Source organism: Mangrovibrevibacter kandeliae (genome assembly GCF_024519155.1).
In the GTDB taxonomy this organism is placed as follows: domain Bacteria; phylum Pseudomonadota; class Alphaproteobacteria; order Rhizobiales; family Rhizobiaceae; genus Mangrovibrevibacter; species Mangrovibrevibacter kandeliae.
Window position 1 is genome coordinate 484,310 of the sequence record NZ_JANIFJ010000002.1, and the last position, 21,440, is coordinate 505,749.

Sequence of the window (21,440 nt, forward strand, 5' to 3'; positions counted from 1 at the left end):
TGGATATGGCATTTGCCTAGCGTCTGGCGCCGGCTTTCACAATGCCGGGTGCGGCGGGGCTCGCCGCGACGGGGCCGACCGTGAGGCGGCCAGGCCGCGGCGGGGTCGGCTGCGCCAGCCGGGCGGCCTCCACCGCGTCGAAGAAGGCGTGGATCAGCGCCGCGTCCTTCACGCCGGGCGCGCTCTCGATGCCCGAGGAGACGTCGAGCCCGCCCGGTCGCACGGAGGCGATCGCTTCGCCCACATTGCCGGCATGGATGCCGCCGGAGAGCATGAAGTCGAACCGGGCCGACAGATCGCCGAGCAGTCTCCAGTCGAAGGCGATGCCGTTGCCGCCCGGCAGTTCGGAGCCTTTCGGCTTCTTGGCGTCGAGAAGAATGCGGTCCGCGACGTTTTCATAGCGGGCGATGGCGTCGAGATCTGCCGCGACGCCGACGCTGAGCGCCTTCATGACGGCCGCTGGATAGCGCGCGGCGATCTCCGCCGTCCGCTCGGGCGTCTCCCGGCCATGAAGCTGCAGGATGTCGGGCCTTACCGCTTCGGCCAGCGCATCGAGCAGCCGGTCGTCCGGATCGACCAGCACCACCGCCACGAGGGCGCGCCCGCCGACATGGGCGCGCAGCGGCGCGATCTCCGCCACCTCCAGATGCCGCGGGCTCCGCGCGAAGTGCACGAAGCCGACATGACTCGCGCCGCGCGCAAGCGCCACGTCGACCGTCTCGCGATCTTTCAGGCCACAGGTCTTGATGTGCATCGCCGACGTTCCGCTTGCCGCCATCGCGGCTTTCACCGTCATGTAAGGCAGGTCGCCATTTCAGCCAAACCGGATGGCGTGGAGCGCGCCGCCCTCGCTGCGCAGCCAGTCGCGGCCGGCGTCCATCCCCGGGCAGAGCTCGCGACAGAGTGCCCAGAATTTCGGGCCGTGGTTCATCTCGCGCAGATGCGCCACCTCGTGCGCGGCGAGATAGTCGAGCACCTCCGGCGGGGCCATGACGATGCGCCACGAGAAGGCGAGCCGACGATCATGGCTGCAGGAGCCCCAGCGACTGCGGGTGTCTTTCAGCGTCAGCGCCGCCGGCTTGATGCCGACGGCGGCCGCATGGCGATCCACCGCCGCCTGCAGGTCCTTGCGCGCCTCGCGCTTCAGGGCATCCATGACCCGGCGGCCCACCGCAGCCGGTTCGCCGCCCACATGCAGCACCGCTTCGCCGGCCGCGCCCCGTTCGATCAGCGTCGCCCGCCGTCCGGGCGCGTGCCGGACGCGCAAGGTGCCATCCCGGAACGGCAGCACCGCGTCATGCTCCACGACCAGGCCCACCGGGCGCGCTGCAACGCGGGCTTCGGCCCAGCCGCGATTGCGTTCGAGGAAGTCGAGGATGGTGGCGACCGATGCCGACTGCGGCGCCGTGACGATCAAGCCGTCGGCGCCCGGCGCCAGCCGCAGGATCAGGCGCTTCGCCCGCGGGTTGCGCCGCACCGTCAGCGGCACCGGGCCACGAGCAAGCGTCAGCGTGTCCGGTAGAAGCGGAGCGGACGGGCGGGAGGACGATTTGCGGAGAAGGCGGCGCATCGGTCGAGTCGGCAGGTCGACCCTGTATGACGCGTCCGTGCGAGCAAGTCACGCCGACGGTTCGATCGCGGGAACCGCTCGGACTTCTTCTACACCGGCCGCCCCCACCACGATCCGGTTGCGGGAGCGCGGCCCGACTGACTGCTGCGAACATGAGGACGGCGGCCCTGAGGCCGCCGTCCTGCGATTTCGGCTTTAGCCGTCGACCACCGAGCCACCCGCGGCCCGGCTCCGGGCCCGCTCGCTCATGAAGCGGTCGAACTCCTCCTGGTCCTTGGCGCGGCGCAGCTCGCGGCTGTAGGCCTCGAACTCGGCGCTCGCCTCCTGCAGCTTGCGACGCTCCGCGTCGAGCCGGGCGAGTTCGGCCTCGCGCCAGTCGTCGAAGGCGACGTTGCCGGTCCGCTCGGCGCCGAAGTTCATCCGCGCCGTCGAGCGGCGGAACCCGGACATCAGCCGGTCGGTGCCGCGGTTGACGTCACGCCGGAAGGTTTCGAGCCGATCGCCCCACAGGATGTAGGCGAGCATGGCGAGGCCGAGGGGCCAGAACGCCATGAAGCCGAGAACCATCAGCGCGATCGTCGCCGGCGTCCAGGCCGGCCGGATCAATGCCTGCGAAGTCACCATCGTGCTTCCCTTTCAAAAGCCCACGATGCTCCGTGCATCGCTTAACCATGACATGGGAATCGCAACAACGCGGTTCAATCATCGACGAGTGAAAATTCACTCTACTGACGCAGCAGCAGATGATCTTTCGGATCAGCCGGAGTCTCATGCTACCCGAAGATGCGGGCCTGGATGGACTTCAGCTGCTGCTGTCGTCTGCTTTGCGTGAAGCAGCGCCGCCACGTGGCCGCCGCGGCGCCGGCTCGGATGTCGCCTTGCCGGCGGCCCCGAACTTGACGGCGCCCCCAGCCTTTGCCGCGATCCTGCCCTTGGCCGCCGCCTTGCCCGGTCCGCCCTCCTCCGGCGTTTCGTGCAGGATGGCACCGGCCAGCGCGGGCGACGCGGCGAAGCCGCCCTGCTCCGGCTTGCGGACGAACGGCTTGGACTTCTTTGCGGCCGGTGCCGGCGTGTCGTCGTCCGGTTTGACCTTGTGCTTGACGAGACCGGGCACGGGCGCGGCCGGAATCGCCGCGGCGGTGCCGGCCGTGCTTTTCAGGACCGGGGTCTTCCGGAGGAAAGACGTCGGGGCTGCTGTGGTCGGTTGCGACACCGGTGCGGGCGCAACGGCAGGCTCGACGGCCGGCGCGGCGTCCTGCTTGACCGCGGCGTCCACCACCGCGGCTTCGACGGAGAGCGTCGGTGCCTTCTCCTCGCGCGACGCCACGGCGCCCTCACGTGCCGGCGCGGCCGCAGGGCCGCGCTTCTTCGGCAGGGCCGCGGCCGAGTGGGTGGTGCCGTGTGTGAGTGCGAAGTCGACCATGCGCGGGCAGATCTCGGAGCGGAAGCGCGAGCCGTTGAACACGCCGTAATGGCCGACCTTCGGCTGGACGTAATGCACCTTCTTGTCGGCCGGGATCGACGAACAGAGGTGCTGCGCCGCCTCGGTCTGGCCGACGCCGGAGATGTCGTCGTTTTCGCCCTCGATGGTCAGGAGCGCGACGCGCTTGATCGCCGTCAGGTCGACCGGCTTGCCGCGGTGGGTCATCGTTCCCCGCGGCAGCGCGTGCTCGATGAAGACCTTCTCCACCGTCTGCAGGTAGAACTCGGCGGTCAGGTCCATCACCGCCAGATACTCGTCGTAGAACTCGCGGTGCTTGTCGGCGCCGTCGCCGTCGTCCTTCACGAGATGGAAGAAGAAGTCCCTGTGGGCGTTCATGTGCCGGTCGAGGTTCATCGACATGAACCCCGTCAGCTGCAGGAAACCCGGATAGACGTCGCGCATGAAGCCCGGCTGCGGAAACGGCACCTTCATGATGACGTTGTTGCGGAACCAGTCGATGCCCTTCTCGAGCGCCAGACGGTTCACCGCCGTCGGATTGACGCGGGTGTCGATCGGGCCGCCCATCAGCGTCATCGACGCCGGTACGGCGGCGTCGGCCTCGGCTTCCATGCGCGCCACCGCCATCAGCACCGGCACGGCCGGCTGGCAGACGCCGACGACGTGCACGTCCGGCCCGAGGTGGTGGTGGATCTCGATCAGGTAATCGACGTAATCGTCGAGGTCGAACCGTCCCTTGGCGACGGGAACCGTCCGCGCGTCGACCCAGTCGGTGATGTAGACCTCACCATAGGGCAGAAGCGCGTCGACGGTGCCGCGCAAGAGCGTCGCGTAGTGGCCGGACATCGGCGCGACCAGCAGGAACTTCGGGTCGCGGCCGTGCTTCTTCGGCAGCGCGCGCTCGAAATGGATCAGACGGCAGAACGGCTTTTCCCACACCACCTTGTCGATCACCGGAATGCGCTGACCGCCGACCACCGTCTCGTGGAGCCGCCACTCCGGCTTGCCATAGACGCGGGTGGTGCGCTCGAAGAGCTCGGCCATCGCGGCGATCGTGCGGCCGGTATAGGTCTGCGCGAAGGGATTGAGCGGGTTCTGGCAGATCAGCTTCGTCGCATCGGCGACCGCGCGAAGGGGAGCGAGCGCGGCGTGGTTCCACTCGAAGAATTGGTACAACATCAACTCCCGCTTTCGGTTTGGTCGAAACTAGCACCGGCTGTTGCAGCGCACAAATAGCGGGCCTGCTTGACGGGTCAAAGTTCGGCCGGCTTACCGTCAAGTGCGGTCGCAAGATCTGCCGCATGAGGCGGCATGGGGTCCTCGGCACCGTTGGCCGCCGCTGCGAGACTACGACCGCAATGCTTACCCGGTGCTTTCGCGGGAAGGGTCGGGCGCGCGGCGCCCGGAAGCAGGCGTGGTTGCCGGGCCCAAGCTGTCGGCACGGCCGCGCGCGGTTGGCGTCACAGCCGGCGGATCATCACCACCCGGTCGCTGCCGTCGGACCCCGGCGGCGCCTCCTCGCGCCGCCGGGCCTCCGCCCAGGGCGGGACGTCCTTCGGGGCCAGTGGGTGGAAGCCGATGCGCTCGTAAAACGGCACGCCGCAGGGCAGATCGGCAAAGGTCGAGAGCGCGACGGCCGGGTGCCGGAACCAGCCGGCGCGCGCTGCGACGGCTCGCACCATCGCGGTCCCGAGACCGCGGCGGCCATGGTCCGGATCGACGCCGAGCTCCGCCAGCCAGTAGACCTCGTGGAACGGGGCGCCCGCGGCGAAGCCCGCCGGCGCGCCGTCATGCTCCTGCGCGGCAACGAGCACGTCGTGCCGCAGAAGGAAGTGCACGAAGCGGTCGAGCGGGTTTGAGACGAGGTCCGGCTTGCCCGCGCCGGCGAGCATGAGGGTCGCCCGCGTGTCGATCCGGTGCAGCGCTTCCGCCTCGCCGGGCTCCATCATCCGGATGCGATAACCGGCCGGCGCAAATCCGTCGAACGCGGTGCGGCCGGCCTTCCGCCCCTTCGGTGGCTCAGGCGTCATGCCCCGCGACGATCACGATCTCGCCCTCGGCGACCTCCTGCCGGATCGCCGCAGCCTTCTGGTATTGCGCGCTGGCGTGGCAGTCGAGCGCGGCCTGCAGCGTCGGAAATTCGATGACGACATTGCGCGCCCGCGCCGGACCCTCGACGGCGTGATGCTCGCCGCCGCGCACCAGGAACTTCGCGCCATACTCTTCGAAAGCCGGACGCGCCGTCTCGACATAGTCCTTGTAGCGCTCCGGGTTCTGCGCATCGATGCGCGCGATCCAGTATCCCTTGGGCATGCGTCTCTCCTCCCTGTCGGTGTTCAAAGGACGGCGGTCATCTCGGCGAGGATCGCCTGCGCGGCGGCACGCCGGTCCGGCGCCGCCACGATCGGCCGGGCGACGACGAGATGCGACGCGCCGGCCGCCAGGGCGTCGCCCGGCGTCATGACGCGCTTCTGGTCGCCGGCGGCGGATCCGGCCGGCCGGATGCCCGGCGTCACCACCGCCATGTCCGGCCCGACGATGCCGCGCACCGCCGAAGCCTCGGCCGCCGAGGCGACAATGCCGCCAAGGCCGGCCTCGCGGGCCTGGCGCGCGCGCATCGCAACGAGATCCTCGACGCTCGACGCGTAGCCCGCCGCCTTCAGGTCCGCGGCGTCGAGCGAGGTCAGGACGGTCACGCCGAGCAGCGTCAGGCCGGTGCCCTCGGCCGCCTTCGCCGCGGCGCGCATGGCCTGCGGGTAGGCGTGCAGCGTCGTCATCGTCGCGCCGAGGCGGGCGATGCTCTCGATGCCCTTCTCGACCGTGTTGGCGATGTCGAGGAGCTTGAGGTCGAGGAAGACTTCCTTGCCGGCGCGGGCGAGCTCCTCGACCAGCGGCAGACCGCCGGCGAAGGCAAGCTGGTAGCCGATCTTGTAGAAGGCGACGGCCTCGCCCAGTTCGGCGACGATCGCCTCGGCCTCCGCCCGGCCGTCGACGTCGAGGCCGACGATCAGCCGGTTGCGGGCGCTGTCCTGCGGCAGTGTCATCGTCAGTGCGCCTCGTCCCAGTTGAAGGCGGCGCGCGCGTCGACGACGAGCGGCACCGACAGCTCGACGACCGGCGCCGCCGCGCCCTCCATGACACCGCGGATCACCGGGATCGTCGCCTCCACCTCGTCCTCCTCGACCTCGAAGATCAGCTCGTCATGCACCTGCAGGAGCATCTTCGCCGACAGGCCGGCGGCCGCGAGCGCCGCTTCCATGCGGATCATCGCCCGGCGGATGATGTCCGCCGCGGTGCCCTGGATCGGCGCGTTGATCGCGGCGCGTTCCAGCGCCGCGCGCACCGACGGGTTGGAGTGCCTGATGTCCGGATAGTGCGCGCGCCGGCCGAACAGGGTCTCGACATAGCCCTTGTCGCGGCAGAAGGCCTTGGTCTCGTCCATGTAGCCGCGGATGCCGGGAAAGCGTTCGAAGTAGCGGCGGATGTAGAGGCCCGCCTCCTCCCGCGGGATCGACAGCTGGTTGGCGAGGCCGAAGGCGGAGATGCCGTAGACGATGCCGAAGTTGATCGCCTTGGCGCGCCGGCGCACCGAGGGGTCCATGCCCTCGACGGGCACGCCGAACATCTCCGACGCGGTGCGGGCATGGATGTCCTCGCCGCGCTGGAAGGCCGCCTTCAGCTGCGGAATGTCGGCCATGTGGGCGAGAATGCGCAGCTCGATCTGGCTGTAGTCGGCCGACAGCAGCCGCTTTCCCTCCGGCGCGACGAAGGCGGTTCGGATCGCCCGGCCCTCTTCGGTGCGCACCGGGATGTTCTGCAGGTTCGGCTCGGACGAGGACAGGCGACCCGTCGTGGTGGAAGCCATCGAGTAGGAGGTGTGGATGCGCGCGTTGGCGTCCATGTAGGTCGGCAGCGCGTCGGTGTAGGTCCCCTTCAGCTTGGTCAGCTGCCGCCAGTCGACGATGCGGCGCGGCAGCTCGTGACCCTCGGCCGCCAGATCCTCCAGCACCTTGGCGTCGGTCGACCACTGGCCGGTCTTGGTCTTCTTTCCGCCGGGCAGCCCGAGCTTGCCGAACAGGATCTCGCCGAGCTGCTTCGGCGAGCCGGGGTTGAAGCTTTCGCCCGCATAGTCGGAGATTTCAGCCTCCAGTGCCGCCGCCTTCTGGGCGAAGCGGCCGGACAGCCGGGAGAGAATGTCGCGGTCGGCGCGGATGCCGCGCTGCTCCATGCGCGCCAGCACCGGCATCAGCGGCCGCTCCAGCCGCTCGTAGACCGCCGCGAGCCCCTCCGCCGCAAGCCGGGGCTTCAGCACGCGCCACAGCCGCAGCGTCACGTCGGCGTCCTCGCCGGCATAGTGCGTGACGCTCTCGATCGAGCAGTGCGCCAGCTCCTTGCGCGACTTGCCGGAGCCGCAGAGGTCCTTGTAGGTCATCGGCTTGTGGCCGAGATAGCGCTCCGACAACTCGTCCATGCCGTGCCCGTCGAGCGAGGACGAGGCGTCGAGCGCGTAGGAGATCAGCATCGTGTCGTCGAAGGGCGCGATGGCGATGCCGTGCTCCAGCATCACCAGGTAGTCGTATTTGAGGTTGTGGCCGACCTTCAGGACGGCCGGGTCCTCCAGGATCGGCTTCAGGAGCGCCAGCACCTCGTCGAGCGGGATCTGCGGTCCGACGCCGCCCTCGGCCTCGCCCTCGCCCGGCTCGGCCCAGAGATCGCGGGTCTCCGACGAGCTGTGGCCGATCGGCACATAGGCGGCCCGGCCCGGCCGGGTGGCGAAGGACAGGCCGATCAGCCGTGCGTTCATCGCCGTCAGCGAGTCGGTCTCGACGTCGAACGCCATCACGCCGGCGTCACGCGCCTCGACCATCCAGGCCGCCAGCGTCGCCGCGTCGCGGACGGTGTCGTAGGCGGAGAGGTCGAAGCTGCTCGCGAGCGCGGCTTCGAGCAGGGCCTGCGAATGTGCCTTGGGGGACAGCGCCAGCAGCGCGCCGTTCGCCGATGCCGCCTTGGCTGCGGGTTCGACGGGATAGTCAGGGTCGAGATCCGGTCCATGCACCGGCCCGTCCACCTCCACGGCGGCCGCCTCCACGGCGCTCGCGTCGGTGCCGAGCTTGCCCGAGACGCGCCGGGTGAGCGTCGTGAACTCCATCGCCTTGAGGAAGCCGATCAGCTTCTCGCCGTCGGGCTCGTGGATGAAGAGGTCGTCGAGCGGCACGTCGAGCGGGGTGTTCTGGTCGAGCGTCACCAGCCGCTTCGACAGCCGCGCCTGCTCGGCATAGGCAAGGAGGTTCTCCCGGCGCTTGGCCTGCTTGATCTCGCCGGCCCGCTCCAGCAGCGCCTCCAGCGTCCCGTACTCGTCGAGAAGTTGCGCGGCCGTCTTGGCGCCGATGCCGGGCACGCCCGGCACGTTGTCGGAGGTGTCGCCGCACAGCGCCTGCAGGTCGATCATCTTGTCCGGATAGACGCCGAACTTCTCCTTCACCTCGTCCGGACCGAGGCGCTTGTCCTTCATCTGGTCGTAAAGCGTGACGCAGGGACCGACGAGCTGCATCAGGTCCTTGTCGGAGGAGACGATGGTGACGTCGCCGCCGGCCGCCAGCGCCTCCCGGGTGTAGGTCGCGATGAGGTCGTCGGCCTCGAACCCCTGCTTCTCGATGCAGGGCAGGTCGAAGGCCCGCACCGCCTCGCGGATCAGCGGAAACTGCGGCCTGAGGTCCTCCGGCGGGGCCGAGCGGTTGGCCTTGTATTCGCTGTAGAAGTCGTTGCGGAAGGTGCTGGCCGAGTGGTCGAAGATCACCGCGAAATGCGTCGGCGCGACGCCGACCGAGGTGTCGCGCGACTCCTCGATCAGCTTCCACAGCATGTTGCAGAAGCCGGCGACCGCGCCGACCGGCAGGCCGTCCGACTTGCGGGTGAGCGGCGGGAGCGCGTGATAGGCTCGGAAGATGTAGGCCGACCCGTCGACCAGGAAGAGGTGATCGCCCTTTTGCATGGGTCCGCTCGTAGCGCGGCGCAGGCGGCGAGTCCATCAAGCTGCGAGGTGCGGCGGCTTGCCCTGCCAGAGGCGGCGTCGCGCCGGCTTCGCAGCACCCGGCGAAGCAAAGAGGCGCAGACCATCGGCCTTACTTGCGTATCGATCAGTAGCCACGCAGGTTGCGGAAGATGTTACCGATCGTTCAGGCGGTTCTCACACCGATGTGACAGCTTACCGCAACCGCCCTGCTTGAACCGACCGAATCGAAAGCGCAGATATGGACCAACGGCGCACGACAGAGCGCCGCGTTCGGCCCGAAGCTTGTCCCCCGCTCTCGCGCCGGAGAAAGAAAGCGGCAGTCCCCGACCCCCCCCTCTTCGGGACGTCGCTGATCAGTAAGAGCCGTTGCGGTAGATCCCCCTCCAGGCCGCAACGGCTCTTTTTTATTGCCGGATTTGCCGTCCCCGACGCCCCCGTCGACGCAATCTGAGCTGCCGGATTACGGTTTCTTCATGGCGCGGATCCTGCCACGGCAGGCTGCGTCCGACGATGTTGCAACCCTGCCACGGCAGGGACAGGCCCACCCCACCGCCGCGAGACTTGATCCAAGGGCCGCCGCGTGGTCCTAAGGGAGACGGACGAGCCCGAGCGCCCGTCGATCCTGTCCCTCCCACAGCGGTGCGTCTCATGGCTTCCCTCGACAGCGTCCTCGCCTGCCTCGACCTCAATCTCGACCGCTCGGTCGAGCGGTTGAAGGACCTGCTGCGTATCCCGTCGATCTCGACCGATCCGGCCTATGCGGCGGACTGCCGGCGGGCGGCCGAATGGCTCGCGGGTGACCTGTCGGCCATCGGCTTCGAGGCGGCGGTGCGCGACACTGCTGGCCATCCGATGGTCGTGGCGCATCGCGACGGCCCGGCCGGCGCGCCGCATGTCCTGTTCTATGGCCACTACGACGTGCAGCCGGTCGATCCGCTCGAGCTCTGGGACAGCGAGCCCTTCGATCCGCAGATCGTCACCCAGCCGGACGGCAGCCGCCGCATCACCGGGCGCGGCTCGGCCGACGACAAGGGCCAGCTGATGACCTTCATCGAGGCCTGCCGGGCCTACATCGCCGAGACCGGCGGCCTACCCTGCCGCGTGACGATCTTCCTCGAGGGCGAGGAGGAGTCGGGCTCGCCGTCGCTGCTGCCCTTCCTCGACGAGTTCAAGCAGGAGCTCTCGGCCGACGTCGCCCTGATCTGCGACACCAACATGTGGGACAAGCAGACGCCGGCGATCTCCACCGGCCTGCGCGGTCTCGTCGGCGAGGAGATCACCATCAAGGCCGCCTCGCGCGACCTCCACTCCGGCTATTACGGCGGCGCCGCCGCGAACCCGATCCGCATCCTGTCGAAGATCCTGGCCGACCTGCACGACGCCGACGGGCGCGTGACGCTGCCGGGCTTCTACGACGGCGTGCCGGAGCTGCCCGAGGAGATCCGCAAGGTCTGGGACGGGCTCGACTTCGATCCGTCCGAGTTCCTCGGCGAGGTCGGGCTCTCGGTGCCGGCCGGCGAAACGGGGCGCTCGGTGCTGGAGCAGACCTGGTCGCGTCCGACCGCGGAGATCAACGGCATAACGGGCGGCTACACCGGCGAGGGCTTCAAGACGGTGATCGCCGCCGAGGCCCATGCGAAAGTCTCCTTCCGCCTCGTCTTCGACCAGGACCCGGACAAGATCCGCGCGGCCTTCCGCGCCTTCGTCGAGGCGCGGCTGCCGGCCGACTGCCGCGTCGAGTTCCACCCGCATGGCGGCTCGCCGGCGATCCAGTTGCCCTTCGACTCGCCGATCCTCGAGCGCGCCCGCCAGGCGCTCTCGGACGAGTGGCCGAAGCCGGCGGTGATGATCTCGATGGGCGGCTCGATCCCGGTGGTCGGCGAGTTCAAGCGCCGGCTCGGCATGGAATCGCTGCTGATCGGCTTCGGCCTCGGCGACGACCGGATCCACTCGCCGAACGAGAAATACGAGATGAGCTCGTTCCACCAGGGGCAGCGCTCCTGGGCGCGTGTTCTGGCGGCGCTCGGAACGGACGCCGGCTGAGCGGCTGGAGACGGTGGGTCGGAAAAAATGAAGGGAAGCGCGGCAAGAGGGGTGTGAAGGTGCCGCGCCCCCTACCTGAAACGTCAGGTCAGACCTGCTGCTTATCGCGCACGCCGTGCTCTGGCAAGATCTTTCCTTGCGTCAACCCTACGATCAGCCGGTCGGCGATCCCTTAGCATCCCGTTAATTCGCCGCATTTAGCCTGCAGGGAACACCTGACGCGAGGGGGCTCGACGTCGCGATCGCAGTTCCGACATGAACGTGCCGGCGGCGGGTGCAACACCGGCCGGCAGCCCCCTTGATGAAGGGGTGCCGGCGGATCCGGCACGATCACGAGGCAGGACTGGATGGCCACACGGCGCGGACGCGAGCGGATCGAACCGACCTTCGGTGGTGAAAGGAGCGGGGACGATCTGCGCCTGTCGGCGGAGGACCGAGCCGTCCCCGACGCCGGAGACGTGCGCAAGCCGACAGTCAAGCGGCAGCGGCGGCGCGAGGAGCGGGACGCCGCGCCCGAGACGGTGCGCTCGGCCGCCGAGGCGCGGCGCCAATCCCGCGCCGGTCGCCCGCGACGGCGCCGCAGCCTTCTTGGCCGCCTCGTCTATCTTGCCGTTCTTTGCGCGCTGTGGGGCGGCATCGCGGTCGCCGGCGTCGCCGGCTACTTCGCCATCAAGCTGCCGCAGGAGGCGTGGGCGATCCCGGAACGGCCGCCCAACGTCAAGATCGTTGCCGTCGATGGCCAGATGCTGGCCAATCGCGGCGTGACCGGGGGCGAGGCCGTCTCGCTCGACGAGATGTCGCCCTACATCCCGAAGGCGGTGGTCGCCATCGAGGATCGCCGCTTCTACTCCCACTGGGGCGTCGACCCGCTCGGCATCCTGCGCGCGGCCTTCGAGAACGTCACCGCCGGCCAGACCGTGCAGGGCGGCTCGACGCTGACCCAGCAGCTCGCCAAGAACATCTTCCTCAATCCCGAGCAGACGCTGGAGCGCAAGGTGCAGGAGGCGGTGCTGGCGCTCTGGCTGGAGAGCAAGTTCACCAAGGACCAGATCCTCGAGATGTATCTCAACCGGGTCTATTTCGGCTCGGGGGCGACGGGCGTCGAAGCGGCGTCGCGCCGGTATTTCAACAAATCGGCCAAGGATGTCTCGCTCGACGAGGCCGCGCTCCTCGCCGGCCTTCTCAAGGCGCCCTCCCGCCTGTCGCCGGCCCGCGATCCGCAGGCCGCCAAGGATCGCGCGGACGTCGTGCTCGACGCCATGCGCGCCGAGGGCATGATCAGCGAGGCCGAATACACGGACGCCAAGGCCGCCAAGCCGACCAAGGCCAAGAGCTACTGGACGGGCGCCGAGAACTACGCGGCCGATCTCGTGATGAAGGACCTCAAGGGCCTCATCGGGGACGTGCACCAGGACGTCGTGGTGGAGACGACCATTGACAAAGGCCTGGAGAAGGAGGCCGAGAGCGCCATCCGCACGACGATCGACGAGGCCAAGCAGAACGTCTCCCAGGGCGCCCTCGTCTCGATCGACGGCACCGGCGCGATCCGGGCGATGGTCGGCGGGCGCGACTACGCCGAGAGCCAGTTCAACCGTGCGGTGGACGCCAGGCGCCAGCCCGGCTCGACCTTCAAGCCCTTCGTCTACGAGACCGCGATGGAGTTCGGCTGGAAGCCGGAGTCGGTGGTGGTGGACGGGCCGGTGAAGATCGGCAACTGGACGCCCGAAAACTACGATCGCCGCTATCGCGGGCCGGTGATGCTGGCCGATGCCCTCGCTCACTCGCTGAACACCGTCTCGGCCAAGCTGACCGACAGCGTCGGCTCGACCGCGGTGATCCAGACCGCCCACCGGCTTGGCATCGCTTCCGACCTCGCCGACAACGTATCGATCGCGCTCGGAACGTCGGAGGTGTCGCTGATGGAGCTGACCGGCGCCTTCGCGCCCTTCGCCAATGGCGGCTATCTCGCCAAGCCCCACCTCATCAACCGCGTCACCACGACCGACGGCAAGGTGCTCTACGAGCGCGGTGCCGAGGTGCCGCCGGTGGTCGTCGACCCGACCGTGCTCGGCGAGATGAACGCGATGCTGGAGCGGGTCGTCACCTCCGGTACCGGTCGCGCGGCGCAGTTGAAGGGCTGGCAGGTGGCGGGCAAGAGCGGCACGACGCAAGACTTCAAGGACGCCTGGTTCCTCGGCTACACCTCCAATCTCACCACCGGCGTCTGGTTTGGCAACGACAACGGCAAGCCGATGAAGAAGGTGACCGGCGGCGGACTTCCCGCCCAGGCCTGGCACAGCTTCATGGAAGCGGCCCACAAGGGCCTGCCGGCGATGCCGCTGCCGGGCGACTACCGGATCGGCCAGCCCCAGGAGCCGCTGACGGCCGACGTCTCCAACGACTATGGCGACGGGGAACTGCCACCGGAGGATACCTACGCACCGGGAGACGACCGAGGCGGCGCCAACGTTGCGCACACCGTTCAGCCGGTCGATCCGCAGTCCGGCCAGCCTTACTCGGCGGATCCCTACGACCGGGGATCGCGCCGTGACCAGCGCTATGCCGATCAGCCGGACGACGAAGATCCGTACCCGGGCGACCCGTATTCGAGCGATCCCTACGGCAACGCGCGGTACTACAGCCGGAGCCGGGACGACCGCCGTCTGCCGGAAGCCGCTGGTCGGCCGCGTTATGTCGGGCGCGAAGATCTTCCGCCCGACGCGGTGCTCGAGGGCCCGGTGGGTGGTGGGCGTGCCGTCGACCGGTCGATCTTCCACCGCCTGTTCGGCGGCTGAACTCTTTGGCGGGCCTGCGAGTCCGCCCTCAGTGCTTCTTCGGCTGACCCTTCGCGCCCTTCGGCGCGTCGCTTGAGCCTGCGTCCGCCCCGACCTTGCCCGGGTGGGCCGGCGTGCCGAAGCCGCTGCTGGTCAGCTGCGAACCCTGTCCGACGTCGCCGGCGATTTCCGTCTTGGTCGAGCGGCTCGCCGAGGGCGCCGGTGTCGTGGACGCAGGTGTCACTTGACCGTCGCCGACCGCCGGCGCGCCGGTCTTCCCGCCGTTGTGGCGCTTCGCCTCGTTGGGCTGTCCGGAACCGGCGGCCGGGGACGGCGTGCCGGTCGTCGTCTGCTTCGGGTCCGGTCCCGACTTCGATTGCCGGGTCATGACCGGATGCCTCAGGCCAGGCCGAGGAACGACAGGACGGCGACGACGACGACGACGAGGCCGACGAGGTAAATGATGCTGTTCATGACGGGTCTCCTTGTTGGGCGGACACCGCCCCCGCGCATCCCGCGCGCGACCGGGCGGCCTGATGTGCGGTAGAAGTGCGAAAGAAGGCCGCGGGTTCCCTGATCGTCAGGATGGCCGATCGCACCGGCCACGCCGTTCCGGGGCCGCCTGTCTTGCGCGTCCACAGGGCCCTTCATATATAGCCGACAGCCCCGCAGCCTCGGCCCGAGCCGGCCGGCGCAGCGGTTTTTCAAACGAAGCACGCGGGAGCTCCCAGAAGGAACGCCTCTTCGAGGGTCCGGGCAGCTCGCTACGAGAGGAGAGATTTGATGGCGAAGGTTATCGGTATCGACCTTGGCACCACCAATTCCTGCGTTGCCGTCATGGACGGCAAGAACGCGAAGGTGATCGAGAACGCCGAGGGCGCACGCACGACCCCGTCCATGGTCGCCTTCACCGATGACGACGAGCGGCTGGTGGGCCAGCCGGCCAAGCGCCAGGCGGTCACCAACCCCGAGAACACGCTGTTCGCCGTCAAGCGCCTGATCGGCCGCCGCTACGAGGACCCGACCGTCAACAAGGACAAGGGTCTCGTCCCCTACAAGATCGTGCGCGCCGACAACGGCGACGCTTGGGTCGAGGCGCATGGCGACAAGTTCTCGCCCTCGCAGATCTCGGCGATGATCCTGCAGAAGATGAAGGAGACCGCCGAGTCCTATCTCGGCGAGAAGGTCGAGAAGGCGGTCATCACCGTCCCGGCCTACTTCAACGACGCCCAGCGCCAGGCGACCAAGGACGCCGGCAAGATCGCCGGTCTCGAGGTGCTGCGCATCATCAACGAGCCGACCGCGGCCGCCCTCGCCTACGGCCTCGAGAAGAACGAGGGCAAGACGATCGCGGTCTACGACCTCGGCGGCGGCACCTTCGACGTCTCCGTGCTGGAGATCGGCGACGGCGTCTTCGAGGTGAAGTCGACCAATGGCGACACGTTCCTCGGCGGCGAGGACTTCGACATGCGCCTCGTCGACTACCTCGCGGCGGAGTTCAAGAAGGACCAGGGCATCGACCTGAAGAACGACAAGCTCGCCCTGCAGCGCCTCAAGGAGGCTGCCGAAAAGGCCAAGATCGAGCTGTCCTCGGCAAGCCAGACCGAGATCAACCTGCCCTTCATCACCGCCGACCAGTCCGGGCCAAAGCACCTGACGATGAAGCTGACGCGCTCCAAGTTCGAGAGCCTCGTCGACGACCTCGTCCAGCGCACCGTTGACCCGTGCAAGGCGGCGCTCAAGGATGCCGGTCTGTCGGCTGCGGACATCGACGAGGTCGTCCTCGTCGGCGGCATGACCCGCATGCCGAAGGTGCAGGAGGTCGTGAAGAACCTGTTCGGCAAGGAGCCGCACAAGGGCGTCAACCCGGACGAGGTCGTCGCCATGGGCGCGGCCATCCAGGCCGGCGTGCTGCAGGGTGACGTCAAGGACGTCCTGCTGCTCGACGTGACCCCGCTGTCGCTCGGCATCGAAACGCTGGGCGGCGTCTTCACTCGCCTGATCGACCGCAACACGACGATCCCGACCAAGAAGAGCCAGGTGTTCTCGACCGCCGAGGACTCGCAGAACGCCGTGACCATCCAGGTCTACCAGGGCGAGCGCGAGATGGCGGCCGACAACAAGTCGCTTGGTCGCTTCAACCTCGAGGGCATCCCGCCGGCACCGCGCGGCGTGCCGCAGATCGAGGTGACCTTCGACATCGACGCCAACGGCATCGTCAATGTCTCGGCCAAGGACAAGGGCACCAACAAGGAGCAGCGCATCACCATCCAGGCGTCGGGCGGCCTTTCGGACGCCGACATCGAGAAGATGGTGCAGGAGGCCGAGGCCAACGCCGAAGCCGACAAGAAGCGTCGTGCCTCGGTGGAAGCCAAGAACCAGGGCGAGGCGCTGGTGCATTCGGCCGAGAAGTCGCTCGCCGAGTATGGCGATAAGGTCTCCGAGGCCGATCGTGCGGCGATCGCCGACGCCATCGCCGGGCTGAAGGCCGAACTCGAGGCGGCCGACCCCGATGCCGAAGCGATCAAGACCAAGAGCGACGCGCTCGCTCAGGCGTCCATGAAGCTCGGCCAGGCGATGTACGAGGCCTCGCAGGCCGAGACCGCCGCGGGCGAGGGCGCTCAGGCCAGCGCCGGCGGACCGCAGGACGACGTCGTCGACGCCGACTTCGAGGAAGTCGACGAGGACGAGCGCAAGCGCTCCGCCTGATCCGACAGCGCATCGTGCAACTGGAACGCCCGGGCAGCGACTGCCCGGGCGTTCTGCTTTGCGAGCTCGCGTCCGGCGAGGTGAAGGGCGGCGGCATCGATCATGGCCTGCGCGGCGCGCGGCGTGGTGACGCGGCCGACAGACCGACTGCGACGCGCCGTCGAGGCTTTCAGGCGGGTGCCTTCGGTCAACCGGGCAAGGACGCGGTGCGTCACGCCCGCAAGCGTCCGAACCGTCTGGCCGCCGCCAGGATCAGGGGATGAGCGTCAGGGCCTCCGGCCGGAGGGCAAGGAGACGCAGGCGGGTCGGAAAGACTGACCGATCCGTTCGATGTCGGAAGCAACCGTCACGCGGCAGCCAGCCTGCATTAAGACTAACGTAAGCCTTCGATTGAACAATGGCCGGATTCGGTCAGATGTGGATGCCAAGCGTCCACCGGGCGTCACCGACTTGGGCCTGTGGCCTCAGGAGTGAGCCGTGCACTTTCGCGTCTTCGACTGCTGGCGACTGACCGCCGCCATGCTGATCATGGCCTACCACTTCCTGTTCTCCGCGCCGCCCAGCGGCGAGGCCGGGCTCGAGGTGCTGCATCGGCTGCTGCCGTTGCTGGATATGTTCTTCATGATCTCCGGCTTCCTCATCACCGGGCGCTACCGCTCCCGCCTGACCTCGCCGCAGGCCTTCGGCGGCTTCTTCCTGCGGCGGATCGCCCGGCTCTATCCGCTGCATCTCCTGACCCTGGCCTTTTTCGCCGCGATCGCGGTGCTCATCGCCCTCGGCGTGATCGGCACCGGCGCACCGCAGCGCTGGAACCTCGCCGACCTGCCCTTCAACGTTCTCGCCGTCCAGGCTTGGGGAACGACCGACGTGCTGGAGTTCAATTACGCCTCCTGGTCGGTCAGCGCCGAGTTCTTCTGCTACATGCTGTTTCCGCTGATCGTCGTCGCCTACGGCCGGGCGGGGCTGAAGGGCCTCGTCGCGCTCCTGGCCCTCTGGGTCGGGGGCCTGGAGGTCGCCTCGGCCCACGGCGTCTTCCCCGGCGGCCACTGGACCACCGCCGATACGCTCGGCGCCTGGCGGGCCTTCCCGGACTTCGTCCTCGGGGGCATCGTCGCGATTCTCGTGGAACGGCGCGTGGTGGATCTGCGCTCCCATCTGCCGGGGCTCGTCTGCCTCGGCTTCGCCGTGGCGGCGATGCTTCTCAAGTGGCACGTCTACCTGGCGCTCGGGGGCTTCGCCGCGGCGATGCTCTTCACCGCCCTCGCCGAGACCGCCCGCCCGGACTCCACCCGGATGCTGGCGCCGCTGATGCCGCTCGCCCGCGTCTCCTTCGGCATCTATCTCTGGCACCCGGTGATGGAGACGCTGTTCTTCACCCTCCTGTGGGAGCGCGTGCTGCAGCCGGCGGGCTTCACCGGCTTCTACCTCTACTGGTTGTTGCCGATGGCGGCGACGATCGCGGTGGCCCTCCTGTCGGAGCGGTACTTCGAGCGGCCGGCCGGTGCGGTGATCGCCGGACGGGGCCGCGACCGGAGCGCGCCGACCGCCCTCCTCGCCTGAGCGACGTCCTGCTTCGCCGGCCGCCCAGGCGGCGGCCGGAACGAGGGCAGCGCCTTTCATGCCGGCGCGGCCTATGGTAACGCCCGACCTCGATACTTACATCGCGCTCGTGGACGAACTCGAAGGTTGCAGCTGCCGCAACCGGAACCGCCGCGACACTTCTGCGAAACATCAACGGGTCGGTCTCGATGAAAATCGATTACTACGAGGTTCTCGGCGTCGCCAAGGGCTGCGACGAAAAGGTCCTCAAGTCCGCGTTCCGCAAGCTCGCGATGCAGTACCACCCCGACCGCAATCCCGAAAATGCCGAGGCCGAGGTCAAGTTCAAGGAGATCAACGAGGCCTACGAGGTCCTGAAGGACCCGCAGAAGCGGGCCGCCTACGACCGCTTCGGCCATGCCGCCTTCCAGAACGGCGGCGGTGCCGGCGGCTTCCGCGGTGACTTCTCCTCCTCGATGGCCGACATCTTCGACGACATCTTCGGCGAGATGATGGGCCAGCGGCGCGGCCGCGCCGGGGCCGGCGGCTCGGGGCGCGAGCGGGGCTCGGACCTGCGCTACAACATGGAGATCTCGCTGGAGGAAGCCTTTGCCGGCCGGACCGCAGAGATCAAGGTGCCGACCACCATCCAGTGCGACGAATGCTCAGGCACCGGGGCGCGGCCCGGCAGCGCGCCGAAGCCCTGCCCGACCTGCGGCGGCGTCGGGCGCGTGCGGGCCGCACAGGGCTTCTTCTCGATCGAGCGCACCTGCCCCAACTGCCAGGGCCGCGGCGAGATCATCGCCGATCCCTGCGGCAAGTGCGGCGGCGACGGCCGGTTGCCGGAGGAGCGCAACCTGTCGGTCAACATCCCAGCCGGCATCGAGGACGGCACCCGCATCCGCCTCGCGGGCGAAGGCGAGGCCGGTCTGCGCGGCGGCCCGGCGGGCGACCTCTACATCTTCCTGTCGGTGCGCCCGCACGAGTTCTTCCAGCGCGACGGCGCGGACCTCTTCTGCAAGATCCCGGTGTCGATGACGACCGCCGCGCTCGGCGGCTCCTTCGAGGTGACGACGCTGGACGGGGCCAAGACGCGGGTGAAGGTGCCGGACGGCACGCAGACCGGCAAGCAGTTCCGGGTGCGCGGCAAGGGCATGCCGGTGCTGCGCACACAGCAGTCGGGCGACCTCTTCATCCAGGTCACGATCGAGACGCCGCAGAGCCTGTCGCGGCGCCAGCGCGAGCTCCTGGAGGAGTTCGAACAGATCTCGTCCTCCGAGAATTCGCCGCAGTCGACGGGCTTCTTCGCCCGCATGAAGGACTTCTTCGAGGGCTTGAGCGAGAGCTGAGCCGCGTTACTTCGGTTGCGCATGGGCTGTCGCACCGATGGCATGATAGTCAGGCTATCCTGCCATCGGTGCGGTTGGCGCCTCTTGCGCAGCGGGAGCGAGGGCAGATGAATCTCCAGGTGCCGCGGCTGAAGAGCAAGCCGCCTGCCGGCGACGACGCCCGCTTCCTGAGGAACTGGCTGCAGCGGCCGCTGATCACCGGCGCCGTCTCGCCGTCCTCGCGCTGGCTCGGCAGGATGATGGCGGGCTACGTCTCGATGGACGCGGTGGCAGAGGGGCGCCGGGTGCTCGAGCTCGGCCCCGGCACGGGCGCCGTGACGCGCTGCCTGATCGAGGCGGGTATCCCGGAAGAGCAACTCGTGCTCGTCGAGTATTCCCCGGAGTTCGTGCGCCTGCTGCGTGCGCGCCATCCGCGCGCGCACGTCATCGAGGGCGATGCCTATCACCCAGGCGAGGCGGTCGATGCATTGGCCGGTCCGGGCTTTGCCGCGGTGGTGTCGAGCCTGCCGCTGTTCACCAGGCCCGAGGTGCTGCGCGAGACGCTGCTTGGCGCCGCCTTCGACCGGATGCCGCCCGGCAACCCCTTCATCCAGTTTTCCTACGCGCTGACGCTGCCGGTGAAGCCGGACCGGGTCGGCGCCCGGATCGAGACGAGCCCGTGGGTGCGGCGCAACCTGCCGCCCGCGCGGGTGCTGGTCTATCGGCGCGGCTGACGGCCCGACCGTCGTCGATCCGCGTCCCGTCGGTCGCCCCGAAGCGTAGAGGAGCAGTCGCATGGCAGGCACGAGCGAAGAACGGCACAAGCAGGCCAGCGAGACGCGCGGTGGCGACTTCGCCCGCTTCTTCGGGACCTGGGTCCGTCATCCCCTGAAGATGGGCGCGGTGGCGCCGTCTTCGCCGGCATACTGCCGCACGATGGTCGAGAGCGCGACGACGCATCTCGACGGGCCGGTCCTCGAACTCGGGCCGGGACTTGGCGTCGTCACCCGCAGCCTGATCGAGAAGGGCGTCGCGCCCGAACGGATCACCTCGATCGAGTACGATCCGGAGTTCGCCCGCGAGCTGCAGCGCCGCTTTCCGCGGGTCGACGTGATTTGCGGCGACGGCCTCGACCTGTCGAAGACGCTGGCAGACCGGCTGGGCCTCAGATATGCGGCGGTGCTCTTCGCCATCCCCATCCTCAACATGCCACAGAAGCAACGCCAGGCCCTGTTCACGCGCTATTTCGACCGGCTGCTGCCGGGCGGCAACGTCACCCAGCTCTCCTATCTCTGGACCCCGCCGGTGAAGCCGGTGGAAGGGCTGTTCGAGGTCTCACACTCGCCGATCGTCTGGGACAACATCCCGCCGGCGCGCGTCTGGATCTACGAGCGCCGCACCGCGCCGAGCGGCCACGCCTGAGAGCACGGTGAGCGCCCGCATCCTCGTCCTGCCGGGCTCGGTTCGAACCGGCTCGCTCAACGCCCTCCTCGCTGCGGAAGCGGCGCGCCGGCTGGCGCTGACCTCGGCGAGCGTCACCCTGCTCAGCCTGGCCGACTACCCGCTGCCCCTGCTCGACGCCGATCTGGAGGCAAGCGATGGGCTGCCCGAGAACGCCGTCAAGCTCGCCGAGCGGATCGCGGCGCAGGACGCGCTCCTTCTCGTCAGCCCGGAATACAACGCCTCGCTGCCGCCGCTTCTGAAGAACGCAGTGGACTGGATGAGCCGCGTCACCCGCATCGGCGGCCGGCCGGTGCAACCCTTCCGCCGGCTGATCGTCGGCTTCGCCGCGGCCTCGCCGCGCCCAGGCGGCGGCGCGCGAAGCCTGGCGGCGTGGCGGCTGGTGTTCCAGGACCTCGGCGCCGATCTCCTGACGCCGCAGTGCACGGTGGGCGAGGCGGGCACCGCGTTCGACGAGAGCGGCCGGCTCTCGAGCGAGCGCGCGAACCTTGCTCTCGACACGCTGGTCGAGACGCTGGTCGGCCAAGCCTCGGCGCTCGGCCGGCACGGGTTTTGACGAGCC

The 21,440-nt window shown here is 68.8% G+C and carries 19 protein-coding genes; 9 read left to right on the forward strand and 10 right to left on the reverse strand.

The genetic code is table 11. From position 1 onward, the window contains the following. Nucleotides 1-16: 16 nt before the first annotated feature. From NPA30_RS08560 to polA, 8 genes are all read right to left on the reverse strand, one after another. Nucleotides 17-754, reverse strand: a complete 738-nt coding sequence (locus NPA30_RS08560; protein ID WP_256802206.1) for a phosphoribosylanthranilate isomerase — start codon at nucleotides 752-754, stop codon at nucleotides 17-19. Nucleotides 755-814: 60 nt separating this feature from the next. Continuing rightward, nucleotides 815-1,570 carry a M48 family metallopeptidase gene (locus tag NPA30_RS08565; RefSeq protein ID WP_256802207.1) on the reverse strand — a complete coding sequence of 252 codons (756 nt, stop codon included), beginning with the start codon at nucleotides 1,568-1,570 and terminating at the stop codon, nucleotides 815-817. A gap of 195 nt (nucleotides 1,571-1,765) precedes the next feature. Beyond that, entirely contained in the window at nucleotides 1,766-2,191 is a 426-nt protein-coding gene (locus NPA30_RS08570) for a DUF2852 domain-containing protein (protein ID WP_256802417.1), read from the reverse strand. A gap of 181 nt (nucleotides 2,192-2,372) precedes the next feature. Then, on the reverse strand, nucleotides 2,373-4,190 hold the full coding sequence (locus NPA30_RS08575; protein WP_256802208.1) for a polyhydroxyalkanoate depolymerase: 1,818 nt from the start codon (nucleotides 4,188-4,190) through the stop codon (nucleotides 2,373-2,375). Between the two features lie 281 nt (nucleotides 4,191-4,471). Next, on the reverse strand, nucleotides 4,472-5,041 hold the full coding sequence (locus NPA30_RS08580; protein WP_256802209.1) for a GNAT family N-acetyltransferase: 570 nt from the start codon (nucleotides 5,039-5,041) through the stop codon (nucleotides 4,472-4,474). Next, on the reverse strand, nucleotides 5,031-5,324 hold the full coding sequence (locus tag NPA30_RS08585) for a DUF1330 domain-containing protein (RefSeq protein ID WP_256802210.1): 294 nt from the start codon (nucleotides 5,322-5,324) through the stop codon (nucleotides 5,031-5,033). The genes NPA30_RS08580 and NPA30_RS08585 overlap by 11 nt, the downstream gene beginning before the upstream one ends. Before the next feature lie 23 nt (nucleotides 5,325-5,347). Next, nucleotides 5,348-6,055 (reverse strand): orotidine-5'-phosphate decarboxylase, encoded by a 708-nt coding sequence (pyrF, locus tag NPA30_RS08590; protein ID WP_256802211.1) that lies wholly within the window; start codon nucleotides 6,053-6,055, stop codon nucleotides 5,348-5,350. A 2-nt stretch (nucleotides 6,056-6,057) separates the two neighbouring features. Beyond that, nucleotides 6,058-9,003 (reverse strand): DNA polymerase I, encoded by a 2,946-nt coding sequence (gene polA, locus NPA30_RS08595; protein ID WP_256802212.1) that lies wholly within the window; start codon nucleotides 9,001-9,003, stop codon nucleotides 6,058-6,060. A gap of 669 nt (nucleotides 9,004-9,672) precedes the next feature. Between polA and NPA30_RS08600 the strand changes: the two genes are divergently transcribed. Both NPA30_RS08600 and NPA30_RS08605 read left to right on the forward strand, forming a co-directional pair. Beyond that, nucleotides 9,673-11,067, forward strand: coding sequence for a dipeptidase (locus NPA30_RS08600; RefSeq protein WP_256802213.1), 1,395 nt, complete (start codon nucleotides 9,673-9,675; stop codon nucleotides 11,065-11,067). Between the two features lie 347 nt (nucleotides 11,068-11,414). After that, nucleotides 11,415-13,862: a transglycosylase domain-containing protein gene (locus NPA30_RS08605; protein WP_256802214.1), complete on the forward strand. Its 2,448-nt coding sequence runs from the start codon at nucleotides 11,415-11,417 to the stop codon at nucleotides 13,860-13,862. A gap of 28 nt (nucleotides 13,863-13,890) precedes the next feature. Here the strand turns inward: NPA30_RS08605 and NPA30_RS08610 are convergent, their stop codons facing one another. Further along, nucleotides 13,891-14,229 carry a hypothetical protein gene (locus NPA30_RS08610; protein WP_256802215.1) on the reverse strand — a complete coding sequence of 113 codons (339 nt, stop codon included), beginning with the start codon at nucleotides 14,227-14,229 and terminating at the stop codon, nucleotides 13,891-13,893. An 11-nt stretch (nucleotides 14,230-14,240) separates the two neighbouring features. Beyond that, nucleotides 14,241-14,447 (reverse strand): hypothetical protein, encoded by a 207-nt coding sequence (locus NPA30_RS08615; RefSeq protein ID WP_256802216.1) that lies wholly within the window; start codon nucleotides 14,445-14,447, stop codon nucleotides 14,241-14,243. A gap of 177 nt (nucleotides 14,448-14,624) precedes the next feature. Between NPA30_RS08615 and dnaK the strand changes: the two genes are divergently transcribed. The 7 genes from dnaK (at nucleotide 14,625) to NPA30_RS08650 (ending at nucleotide 21,434) form a co-directional block, all read left to right on the forward strand. After that, complete coding sequence (gene dnaK, locus NPA30_RS08620; protein ID WP_256802217.1) at nucleotides 14,625-16,550, forward strand: molecular chaperone DnaK; 1,926 nt, start codon at nucleotides 14,625-14,627, stop codon at nucleotides 16,548-16,550. A gap of 14 nt (nucleotides 16,551-16,564) precedes the next feature. Next, nucleotides 16,565-16,813 (forward strand): hypothetical protein, encoded by a 249-nt coding sequence (locus NPA30_RS08625; protein ID WP_256802218.1) that lies wholly within the window; start codon nucleotides 16,565-16,567, stop codon nucleotides 16,811-16,813. A gap of 214 nt (nucleotides 16,814-17,027) precedes the next feature. Next, a complete protein-coding gene (locus tag NPA30_RS08630) occupies nucleotides 17,028-18,110 on the forward strand; it encodes an acyltransferase family protein (RefSeq protein WP_256802219.1) in 1,083 nt (360 codons plus the stop codon). 188 nt (nucleotides 18,111-18,298) lie between these two features. Continuing rightward, nucleotides 18,299-19,438, forward strand: a complete 1,140-nt coding sequence (dnaJ, locus tag NPA30_RS08635; RefSeq protein ID WP_256802220.1) for a molecular chaperone DnaJ — start codon at nucleotides 18,299-18,301, stop codon at nucleotides 19,436-19,438. Between the two features lie 107 nt (nucleotides 19,439-19,545). Continuing rightward, nucleotides 19,546-20,151 carry a class I SAM-dependent methyltransferase gene (locus NPA30_RS08640; protein WP_256802221.1) on the forward strand — a complete coding sequence of 202 codons (606 nt, stop codon included), beginning with the start codon at nucleotides 19,546-19,548 and terminating at the stop codon, nucleotides 20,149-20,151. Between the two features lie 61 nt (nucleotides 20,152-20,212). Further along, a complete protein-coding gene (locus NPA30_RS08645) occupies nucleotides 20,213-20,839 on the forward strand; it encodes a class I SAM-dependent methyltransferase (RefSeq protein ID WP_256802222.1) in 627 nt (208 codons plus the stop codon). Between the two features lie 7 nt (nucleotides 20,840-20,846). Next, nucleotides 20,847-21,434, forward strand: a complete 588-nt coding sequence (locus NPA30_RS08650) for an NADPH-dependent FMN reductase (protein WP_256802223.1) — start codon at nucleotides 20,847-20,849, stop codon at nucleotides 21,432-21,434. Nucleotides 21,435-21,440: the final 6 nt, after the last annotated feature.

Excerpts from the sequence above, each read along its gene's own strand:
- NPA30_RS08560 (WP_256802206.1), bottom strand. The coding sequence starts at position 754 with ATGCACATCAAGACCTGTGGCCTGAAAGATCGCGAGACGGTCGACGTG.
- NPA30_RS08565 (WP_256802207.1), bottom strand. The coding sequence starts at position 1,570 with ATGCGCCGCCTTCTCCGCAAATCGTCCTCCCGCCCGTCCGCTCCGCTT.
- NPA30_RS08575 (WP_256802208.1), bottom strand. The coding sequence starts at position 4,190 with ATGTTGTACCAATTCTTCGAGTGGAACCACGCCGCGCTCGCTCCCCTT.
- NPA30_RS08580 (WP_256802209.1), bottom strand. The coding sequence starts at position 5,041 with ATGACGCCTGAGCCACCGAAGGGGCGGAAGGCCGGCCGCACCGCGTTC.
- NPA30_RS08585 (WP_256802210.1), bottom strand. The coding sequence starts at position 5,324 with ATGCCCAAGGGATACTGGATCGCGCGCATCGATGCGCAGAACCCGGAG.
- pyrF (WP_256802211.1), bottom strand. The coding sequence starts at position 6,055 with ATGACACTGCCGCAGGACAGCGCCCGCAACCGGCTGATCGTCGGCCTC.
- polA (WP_256802212.1), bottom strand. The coding sequence starts at position 9,003 with ATGCAAAAGGGCGATCACCTCTTCCTGGTCGACGGGTCGGCCTACATC.
- NPA30_RS08600 (WP_256802213.1), top strand. The coding sequence starts at position 9,673 with ATGGCTTCCCTCGACAGCGTCCTCGCCTGCCTCGACCTCAATCTCGAC.
- NPA30_RS08605 (WP_256802214.1), top strand. The coding sequence starts at position 11,415 with ATGGCCACACGGCGCGGACGCGAGCGGATCGAACCGACCTTCGGTGGT.
- NPA30_RS08610 (WP_256802215.1), bottom strand. The coding sequence starts at position 14,229 with ATGACCCGGCAATCGAAGTCGGGACCGGACCCGAAGCAGACGACGACC.
- dnaK (WP_256802217.1), top strand. The coding sequence starts at position 14,625 with ATGGCGAAGGTTATCGGTATCGACCTTGGCACCACCAATTCCTGCGTT.
- dnaJ (WP_256802220.1), top strand. The coding sequence starts at position 18,299 with ATGAAAATCGATTACTACGAGGTTCTCGGCGTCGCCAAGGGCTGCGAC.
- NPA30_RS08640 (WP_256802221.1), top strand. The coding sequence starts at position 19,546 with ATGAATCTCCAGGTGCCGCGGCTGAAGAGCAAGCCGCCTGCCGGCGAC.
- NPA30_RS08645 (WP_256802222.1), top strand. The coding sequence starts at position 20,213 with ATGGCAGGCACGAGCGAAGAACGGCACAAGCAGGCCAGCGAGACGCGC.